Consider the following 6,830-nt stretch of genomic DNA (forward strand, 5'->3'; position numbering starts at 1 on the left):
GATGTTTTAGTTGATATTATGAAAGAGGAAGGTATGGATCTTGATAAGTATGAGTGGTTTTTAGATCTAAGAAAGTATGGTACTGTACCACATTCTGGATTTGGTTTAGGTTTTGAAAGAATATTGATGTATATCTCAGGTATATCTAATATTCGTGACGTAATACCTTTCCCAAGAACCCCAGGTAATGCAAAATTTTAAATAGTATAAGAGAAGAGTTTTAGAGTTAAGGGCCAACGATATCGTTGGCCCTTATTTTGGTATATTAAGATAATAATTTTGTCACAATAAAGAGCTGTAAGTTATATATTGTAAGAGGTTTATAAATATAATTATATAACTTATTAGGAGGTTTTATTGTTGAGCGAAGTTAAATTTTATGTAGATGGGGCAATAAGCTTTGGTTGGAAGCTCTTTAAAGAAAATTGGGGATTTCTAATAGGGGTATTTATAATTAACCTCTTAATTATTATTATTCCCGAGTTCTTTATTGAGGCGATGTTAATAAGTAATGTAGGTTTATTTTTGATAGTTAATTTATTGCATTTATTTGTAATATATATGGTCGAGATTGGATATTTAAAGATATTAATAACTTTGGCAAGAGGAGAAGGGGATAGGCTAGAGGTAATGGAGCTCTTTAGAAATTATCATCTATTTTTTAAATACTTTGTAGGGATATTATTGTATGGATTAATAGTAGCTATTGGAGTCGTGACTCCCATAATTATATCTATTTTATTTGTTTCTGATCTTATTTTCTTCTTTGGAGTGGTTCTTGGAGTTATTATTGGTATTATTTTAGCTATAAAATTCTTTTTTGTTGACTATTTTATTGTAGATCAAGAGCTAGGGCCACTTGAAGCTTTAGAGAGGAGTGCAGAGGTTACAGAAGAGATTAAAGGAGAACTATTTTTATTTATGATAGTGATATTACTTATTAATATAGTTGGTGCTCTTGTTTTGTTGCTAGGTTTACTTGTGACTGTACCAGTGACAGGGTTAGCTATGGCTTATGTTTATTGCAAGTTGAATGAAGATTATGAAGATGAAGAGTTAGAAGAGAGACTTCTTTTAGAAGCAGGTTTTGATTTATAAAATAGTAAGAAAGGATTAGATTCTCCTCTTTTGAATATTAAAGGGTTTTTAAAGTAGTCTGTCGAAATTTATAAAAGTGGATTTGATTGCACAGAATATAGAACTTACATAAGCACATTCAAACCTATCGGTTTATATCAGTCTATTCAATAGGGAATATAATAGTTTTCTATTATCTAAGCGGTATATTTCAATTTAGGAGGGGTATAAGATGGAAGAAGATAAGATTAAAGCTATTCTCAATGAATATGATGAAAAATATGGCCTTTATGAACTCTTTACTGAGAAAACAAAAAAATTAATAGAAGAGTTACTAGAGGGAAGCAATATAAATATTCATTCTATCAATTCCAGAGCAAAAGAGAAATCAAGCCTGAAAAATAAACTTAAAGAATCTGAAGAAGAATATAATAACCTATCTGATATTACTGATCTTTCTGGGGTGAGAATAATCACTTTTTTTGAAGATGAGGTTGATAAAGTGGCTAAAATTATAAAGAGAGAGTTTGAGATCGATTATGGTAATTCTGTAGATAAACGTAACTTATTAGAGCCAGATAGGTTTGGATATCTATCTCTTCATTATATTTTAAAATTATCTCCTCATCGATTAAAGTTGGCAGAAAATAAGAAATTTAAAGATTATAAGGTTGAGATACAAATATCTTCAATCTTACAGCATGCTTGGGCAGAGATAGAACATGATTTAGGGTATAAGAGTGAAGAAGCAGTTCCCAGAGAGATAAGAAGGAAATTCTCTAGATTGGCGGGGCTCTTAGAGATAGCAGATATAGAATTTGTAAGAATACGTGATGAACTGAAAAAACATAAGAAAGAATTATAAAATTAATTATATTCTGTAATTACCAGAAGGCATAGCAATGAACAAAACAATTGGAGTCATAGCCTATGTTGATGCAGATAAAAATACCTATTCAGAAGGGCTTTTATATCATACAGATACAATTAGAGACCTTGGTCGGGTAGATCATCAGAGATCTTATTTGGATACCCATCAGATAGAGAGGCAAAGGGGTATAACCATATTCTCAGATCAGACCCTTATGAAGCATAGAGGAGATACTTATTATCTAATAGATACCCTTGGTCATATTGATTTTTCACCTGAGATGGAGAGGGCTATTATGGTTATGGATTATGCAATTATAATCGTCAGTGCTGTAGAAGAGGTGCAGGGCCATACAGAGACAGTTTGGGAATTACTAAAGAAGCATCAAATTCCATCCTTCTTTTTTATCAATAAAACAGATAGAGTTGGGGCAGATAGAGAGGGTAATGGAAGAGATTAGAGTTGATTTGGCCCAAGATATCTGTCTGCTACTTACTTCTTTAGAAGAAGGTTTAACTGAAGAAGTTATAAAGTTTGTGGCTGAAAGAGATGATAAGCTCTTAGAGAGTTATCTAGAAGGAGAGTACAACAAATAAATTTGGCTAAATAAGATGAAAGAGATGATCAAGGAGAATAGATTGTATTTAGCTTCTAGTGGGTCAGCCTTATATGATGAAGGGATAATTGAATTTCTTGATAACCTTCACTTTCTGACAGAAACAGATTATAGTGACCAAGAATTTAAAGCTAGAATATATAAGATTGGTCATGATAAACAAGGCAATAGGACCTCATTTATGAAGGTGCTGGATGGCAAGGTTAATGTTAGAGATGAGCTTACTTATCTATCAGGAGAAGAGGAGGTTAGTGAGAAGATCACTGGGCTTAGGATTTATACCAGAGAGAAATATCAAGCAGTAGAATCTGCTCAGGCGGGTCAACTGGTTGGAGTTATGGGTCTCTCTAAGACCAAGGCTGGTTTAGGATTGGGTGGGGAGGTTCAAAGTTTATCTTACAATAGCATACCTACTCTAAGGTCGAAGGTTATCTTTGGCTCTACAACAAATGTTAAGGAGGGATCTTCATCATTTAAAATTTTAAATGATGAAGATCCCTCCTTAAGTGTTAGCTGGGAAGAAGAGCTACAGGAGATTCAGGTTCAGATAATAGGGCCAATCCAATTAGAAGTACTAAAGGTCAAGGTTATACAGTAGCTTGGTATGAGGTAGAGCAGAAGGTACATTGTGGAATAGTAAAATAATATATATTGAAAGTGGGCGTTGGTCAGTTTAATTTATTTGAAAAGAGAATTAACTTTATATTTACAAAATATCGAAGGAATATAATTTTTAGTGTAGAAATACATAATAGCGCTGTATTTTTTTGTATAAATTTCATTATAAAATGTAATGTTAAGGCAGATCTTGGCTTATATATTTTTATAAGAGCTAATTATGATGGGTTTTATATATTAACTTTAAAATAGGTAAACAAAAGATGATAATCAAGGTTTGGTAAGTGGATTTTGGTTGAGAATAGATGAAAAATAAAAATAACTATAATAATATTTCATAATATAATATATAGTTTTAGAGTGAAATGTTTTTTAAAAGTTCTTATAAAGGGCTAGGAGAGTTATGATATTAAAGAGGTATCAGTATAACTTAGGAAGCTTTGAAGGAGGGATATATGGTTGGTTTTAATGTTATTAAGAGGTTTGGGAGCAAATAAATCGTGTGATCTGAAGAAAAAAGAGTTTAAGATAAGTTGTAATATCAAAATATATTTATTGTTTTCAAAACTAACTAAAATATCGGTATTATATTATAAGTAAAATATGAAGGGGGAATAAAAATGAATTATTTAATTAAATCACTTATTTTTTTAGTGATTTCTATATTTATTTTTATTGTGAGGTCTAATTTAATCCTATTCACTACAGGAATTATTGGGCTTGTATCTTTATTTGGATTTCAAGTTATTAAGTCAAAAAATAATAAAGCTTATATGGAATTATTGATTCAATATTTAAAATACGGAACTGAAATGAAAAAAGATTATTATGTTTTAGAGTCTGGACTAGAAATTGGAAAAGATGTCCTTAATAAAGTTAAAAAAATCAAAGCCAAAGGTAAAGATAGGAAAACAATAGATGATTTATTAAAAAACACACTAAGAGAAAGAGGAGAAGATTATATTCTAGGTGTTTGGACTATGTGGGAACCTAATGCTTTTGATAATAAAGATGATATGTATAGAAATAAAGTTAATCATGATGAGACTGGGAGGTTTTTTTCTTATTGTCGGAATTTAGAGGAAGAAATTAACTTAATAGATACTAAAGAGATAGATGGAGGGATTGATGCTGGGGTAAATGAAAAATTTTATACTCGCCCTATGCAAGAAAAAAAGATAACTGTAATAGAGCCTTATATTTGCCCATTTAATAACGACTTAATGACTACAATTTCACTACCAATTATAAGCCGAAAAAAAGCAATAGGAGTTGTAGGGGTAGATATAAGGATAGCCACCAAGAACATATCAGAAGATGTTCTATTATATAAAGTTTCTTCTAATATCTCTAATCGGAATCGATTAGAAGAGTTGTTAAACGAAAAATCAGGTGTTTATGAAGTGTTAACAAAGGCAGTTCAGAGTATAATTTCAAACAAGGAAGATGTTTTAAGTGTTATTAGCAGCTCTACAGAAGAGGTATCATCCTTTAGTAAAGAATTGCTATTATTAGCTGAACAAGGTAATACGAGTATAGAAACAGCTATTGGGTTAATTGAGAATATGTCAGCAGGTATCCAACAAATTTCCGCTAGTTCTCAGGAGGTAGCAAGTTTTTCTCAAGAAGCTAATTCAAAAACTAATAAAGGCAGCCAAAATGTTGAACATACATTAGATAGTATTAAAAAAATTAATAGAACAATAGATGAAACTGTAGGTGTAATTAATAAATTAGGTGAAAATTCAGAACAAATAGGACAAATAGTTGAATTAATTACTGGTATAGCAGAACAAACTAATTTATTAGCTTTAAATGCAGCTATTGAAGCAGCTAGAGCAGGAGAAGCAGGTCAAGGTTTTGCAGTTGTAGCAGAAGAAATAAGGCAGTTGGCAAGTGAAACTACTAATGCATCAGATGAAATTTCTAATTTAATTACCCAAACTCAAAAACAATCTAGAAAAGCAATAGAAAAAGTTAAAGAGGTAGTGAGAAAAGCTAAAGATGGACAAGAAATAGCAAAACAAACAGGGAGCGTTTTTGAAGAAATTAAAGATTCAGTTCGAGAAACTTCAATTCAAATAGAGCAGACTGCTAATACAACTAATGATTTAGCACAAAATAGTGATGAAATAGTAAATTCAACAGATGATATAAAGAAGATGTCTAATGAGCTTACTACTTCATCAGAAAAGTTATCAGATATGGCTCAAGAATTACAAAGTTTAGTAAAACAATTTAAATATAAGAAGGTTTAACTAAATTGTATTTAAAGAATCTTAAACTTATGAGGTATTATTTGATTCAATTAATAATTTATTATGGCTTATCATTAACTAAGAATTTAATTTATTAAGGATGTATATCTTAAAACGGAAGATATGAGCGATATTCTTGAACATTTTTAAGCAATACATTTGAGAATTGAAGCTTAATAGTTGTAAATTTTTAAAGACTTAAGGCTTGGCGAAGACTAAGATCTGATTAAGGCCTAAAGATTACTTAAGAATCATAAAAGGCAGTTGAAAATTGAGAACTTAGGAGGTAATTCTTATGCCATATATTAATGTGAAAATGGCTAAAGGAAGAACATTAGAAGAAAAACAAGAATTTGTAGATGTTATAACAAAAGAAGCAAGTAGAATTCTTGATGTGAAACCTGAATGGGTTACTGTGGTATTTGATGAATATTCAAGGGACAACTGGGCAACAGGGGGAGAAATTCATTCTTTGAAGTTTGGAAATGCTTGTTATTTGGAAGGAAGTGAATAGGTAAAATAATTAAAATATCAAAGTAACAGAAATAGGATAAGTGTAGAAATTAATTGTTTTTGAAGGTTAATTGTATAAATTATATTCATTTCCGTTTATAAATAGGTAAATCAAGTAATTTAGTGTCTTATAAAGGGTCAATTTTAAATAAGTCTAGCTAAAAAGTGGAGTTAGAGTTCTAGGTTCACTTCGCCTAAACCAGCAGGTTAGCTATATCATATTTAAGAGGATGAATGGAGGTAGGACTGATAGATGTTGGCCCTGGATGTGAAGGAACATTGTATAATTAAATGCACGGATAGTGCAAAAAATAAATGACACATATGAATACCTCATATATAATGTTAAATAACCACAAATAACATAAAGTGAGGTATTGATATGTGCCAAGATAATTATAACACAAATGAGAACAAAGGTGAACACTTAAAATGGGAAGATAGAAAAGTAATAGAACACTTGTATAATCAACAAAACAAGTCTCCCAAAGAGATTGCACAAGAGTTAGGTAGACATAGAACTACAATAAGCAGAGAGGTTAAAAAAGGCAAAATAGAGCTATTAAATTGGGACTATACAATTAGAATAGAATATGATGCATTAAAGGCTCAAAAGGTATATGATCAAAATGCTACAGCTAAAGGAGCTAAAATAAAATAGGTAAAGATCACAGGTTAGCTGAGTTTATAGAGGAAAAAATCAAAGATAAGTATTCTCCAGAAGTAATTGCAGATATGATAAAAAATAGTGAAGATTTTGAAATAGAATTACATTGGAAGACTATCTATAATTATATAGATAAAGGCATCCTATTTGTAAGTAGAGAAGAGTTGACCTATGGTAATTATAAAAAAGTCTAAAAAGACAAAGAAGAAA

8 protein-coding genes and 1 pseudogene are annotated in these 6,830 nt (G+C 30.6%); all 9 read left to right on the forward strand.

What is annotated here, in order from left to right:
* A partial coding sequence (locus HALSAC_RS15635) for an amino acid--tRNA ligase-related protein (RefSeq protein WP_035571771.1) occupies positions 1 to 201 on the forward strand: 201 nt, incomplete at its 5' end.
* Positions 202 to 360: 159 nt separating this feature from the next.
* Entirely contained in the window at positions 361 to 1,098 is a 738-nt protein-coding gene (locus HALSAC_RS0110265) for a hypothetical protein (protein WP_027339089.1), read from the forward strand.
* Positions 1,099 to 1,309: 211 nt separating this feature from the next.
* Positions 1,310 to 1,942, forward strand: a complete 633-nt coding sequence (locus HALSAC_RS15640; RefSeq protein WP_035571385.1) for a GTP pyrophosphokinase — start codon at positions 1,310 to 1,312, stop codon at positions 1,940 to 1,942.
* A 37-nt stretch (positions 1,943 to 1,979) separates the two neighbouring features.
* Positions 1,980 to 2,408 (forward strand): GTP-binding protein, encoded by a 429-nt coding sequence (locus tag HALSAC_RS16550; RefSeq protein WP_027339088.1) that lies wholly within the window; start codon positions 1,980 to 1,982, stop codon positions 2,406 to 2,408.
* Positions 2,395 to 2,544, forward strand: coding sequence for a hypothetical protein (locus HALSAC_RS17095; protein WP_156924137.1), 150 nt, complete (start codon positions 2,395 to 2,397; stop codon positions 2,542 to 2,544). The genes HALSAC_RS16550 and HALSAC_RS17095 overlap by 14 nt, the downstream gene beginning before the upstream one ends.
* A 15-nt stretch (positions 2,545 to 2,559) precedes the next feature.
* Positions 2,560 to 3,162, forward strand: a complete 603-nt coding sequence (locus tag HALSAC_RS16555) for a hypothetical protein (RefSeq protein ID WP_027339087.1) — start codon at positions 2,560 to 2,562, stop codon at positions 3,160 to 3,162.
* 640 nt (positions 3,163 to 3,802) lie between these two features.
* Entirely contained in the window at positions 3,803 to 5,440 is a 1,638-nt protein-coding gene (locus HALSAC_RS16560) for a methyl-accepting chemotaxis protein (protein ID WP_051412060.1), read from the forward strand.
* 295 nt (positions 5,441 to 5,735) lie between these two features.
* Positions 5,736 to 5,954: a tautomerase family protein gene (locus HALSAC_RS0110305; protein ID WP_027339085.1), complete on the forward strand. Its 219-nt coding sequence runs from the start codon at positions 5,736 to 5,738 to the stop codon at positions 5,952 to 5,954.
* 381 nt (positions 5,955 to 6,335) lie between these two features.
* A pseudogene (locus tag HALSAC_RS17845) lies at positions 6,336 to 6,808 on the forward strand (transposase); the annotation flags it as partial.
* Positions 6,809 to 6,830 lie beyond the last annotated feature (22 nt).

It is taken from the genome of Halonatronum saccharophilum DSM 13868 (assembly GCF_000517025.1).
GTDB classification, from domain to species: Bacteria; Bacillota; Halanaerobiia; order Halobacteroidales; family Halobacteroidaceae; genus Halonatronum; species Halonatronum saccharophilum.

Coding starts and splice junctions, on each gene's coding strand:
- HALSAC_RS15640 (WP_035571385.1), top strand. CDS start 1,310: ATGGAAGAAGATAAGATTAAAGCTATTCTCAATGAATATGATGAAAAA.
- HALSAC_RS16550 (WP_027339088.1), top strand. CDS start 1,980: ATGAACAAAACAATTGGAGTCATAGCCTATGTTGATGCAGATAAAAAT.
- HALSAC_RS17095 (WP_156924137.1), top strand. CDS start 2,395: ATGGAAGAGATTAGAGTTGATTTGGCCCAAGATATCTGTCTGCTACTT.
- HALSAC_RS16555 (WP_027339087.1), top strand. CDS start 2,560: ATGAAAGAGATGATCAAGGAGAATAGATTGTATTTAGCTTCTAGTGGG.
- HALSAC_RS16560 (WP_051412060.1), top strand. CDS start 3,803: ATGAATTATTTAATTAAATCACTTATTTTTTTAGTGATTTCTATATTT.
- HALSAC_RS0110305 (WP_027339085.1), top strand. CDS start 5,736: ATGCCATATATTAATGTGAAAATGGCTAAAGGAAGAACATTAGAAGAA.